General features: G+C 65.2%; 1 protein-coding gene. It reads right to left on the bottom strand.

Annotated features, from left to right (window positions below; genetic code table 11):
• Window positions 1-308: 308 nt before the first annotated feature.
• Window positions 309-1,004, bottom strand: a complete 696-nt coding sequence (locus tag ACZ7HQ_RS45195; protein WP_471003399.1) for a hypothetical protein — start codon at window positions 1,002-1,004, stop codon at window positions 309-311.
• Window positions 1,005-2,071: the final 1,067 nt, after the last annotated feature.

Here is a 2,071-nt window from a genome sequence, read left to right as displayed (position 1 = left end):
GGCCGTCCGACGGCGTCGTAGTACGTGGACGCCGCGGCGGGCAGCCCGTGCTCGGACAGCACCCGGCAGATCGGCTCGACTCCCCACCGCACCCCTGCGACGCATTCCCGCGCTGGCCGTGCGGATCCCATGAGTGATCGCGGTGGACGACTTCACCCTGCGCCGCTGCCACCGCTCTGCGATCACATCATCAACGCGGAGACCGGCGGGTGCATCGAGGTGCTCTTGAGGTGGGGCCGTCTCGTACGCCGCATGAAACACGGTGTCCCCTCCCAGGGATCGACCTCTGCCGGCACTGCGCCTCACGCTCAGTAAGAGCCGCCCCTCGACAATTTCGCCCGTTCCAGGACATCGGCGGCGTTGGGGTGGCGGTGATAGGGGCGTAACTGCTGATGAAGGGTGTGAAGTGCACGGCGGATGAGGACGGAGCGCACGTGGGCGTGGTGATCGAGGAACCGGCCCCAGTGGTGACAGGCTGGTTCCAGTTGACCGGTGCGTAACAGCGTTTCTGCGAGCCGGGCTTGGGTGATGGCGGAAGACCTATGCTGCGTGGCGCTGTCACGGAGGCGCGCCGAACGGCGCAGGGCCCCAATGGCCTCGGGGTACATTCCCAGGGCAAGGAAGGTCTCTGCGCGCTGGAAGTGCAGCGCGGCGCTTGGGTAGTGCGAGAACGAGATGCTCTGTTCGGCATCGGTGTGGTGTTTGTCTTCGGCCCTGAGCAAGTCGGTAAGGGCCGCCCTGCGTTGGCAGGCCCGGGCGCGGGTGACGGCACGCTGGATGAGGAGATATGAAGCCACCGATGGCGGGACGCTGGGTCCGGCTGTCTCCACAGCGGTCTCGGCCAACTGGCTGGCAAATGACAGCCAGCCAAGGCGTAGACCAAGCGCACTCATCGCCCTCATCGTAATGGAGTACACCGTGCGGTCCTCGGCCTCATGCGCTAGATCGAGAGCGATTCGGTGATACTGCTCGGCCAGAGCGAGCTGGCCGGTGTCTGCCGTCATCTGAGCGAGGACGCAGGTGAGTTGAGCGGTAGTGGATAACACAACACGGTCTGCGCTCCCTGCCCCCAGGAGGCGTCCCACGTCATCGGCAGTGTACAGGGCAAGCGCACGCCGTCCGTGGGAACCGCCATGGCGTTCGAGAGAGCCAATGACATACCGAATCACGTCCTGGAGCGTCCTGAGTTCAGCCGACGGGGCCTTCGTCGGTGCGGACTCGGACGAGGCTGGCTTCCATTCGTGCGACGGATGCGTCACCGTGCGTGGCGCGGAAATGATGGGCGTGCCACGGAGAGCAGGGTCCGTGTCCATGCGGCACAGGGCGATCAACTCGTGGGCTGGTGAGCGTTCGGCGGATCGCCGTCCCTGGGAGCTTGGATGTTTCCCGATTTCGGAGTCGAGTCCTGTTTCCGCTACGGTCACCACGCGGTCGCAGCCCTGGCTCAGCGCCTGGGCCACAAGGAGGCAGACCGACGGACTGGGGCGGGATCCGCTGAGCCAGTGAGCGACCGAGGTGCGGTCATAAGTGAGAGACAGGCCGTGGACTTGGCCAAGGGTGTTCACTGCTCGGGCCAGTCGACCGGCTGTCCAGCCTGTCTCCTGTAAGAGCGCCCTGAGCTGCGCGTTGGGATGCCTCCTTGCCATGTGCTACCTCGACTGCTAAGTGACCGTAGGCTCGTGGTAAAGGGGTTGAGTACGGGCAGCCTCAGGGCCGCAGTGGAGGACGGGGGTTGCGGCGGCCCCAATGGGGAGCTGTCCCTCAACACACCGTCTCCGGACTCGCGCCTAGCTTCCGAAGCGCTCCTAGCACCGGCGAGCCCATCCCCAACGGTCCGAACACGGCTTCTGTCCTGGCGCGCTTCCGTCCGGTCAATGGTCCTCAGGTACCCGAGCGGCCGATTTTCACACGCCGTTCAATGAGTTCAACGGGCATTGTCAGGTTGAGCGAGGGTCCTCTCCGGTGGCATGCTCGCCTGAACCACCCCGGTGTGTTCGGAGACTCCATTTCGTGAGGAGATGGGGTCCATGTCACGTCCTTCGAGGAACTACCCGGCCGAGCTGCGGGAGCG

It is taken from the genome of Streptomyces sp. NPDC037290, assembly GCF_055603245.1.
The sequence above is the reverse complement of the archived record's forward strand: the minus strand, read 5'-3'. Positions and strand labels throughout refer to the sequence as shown.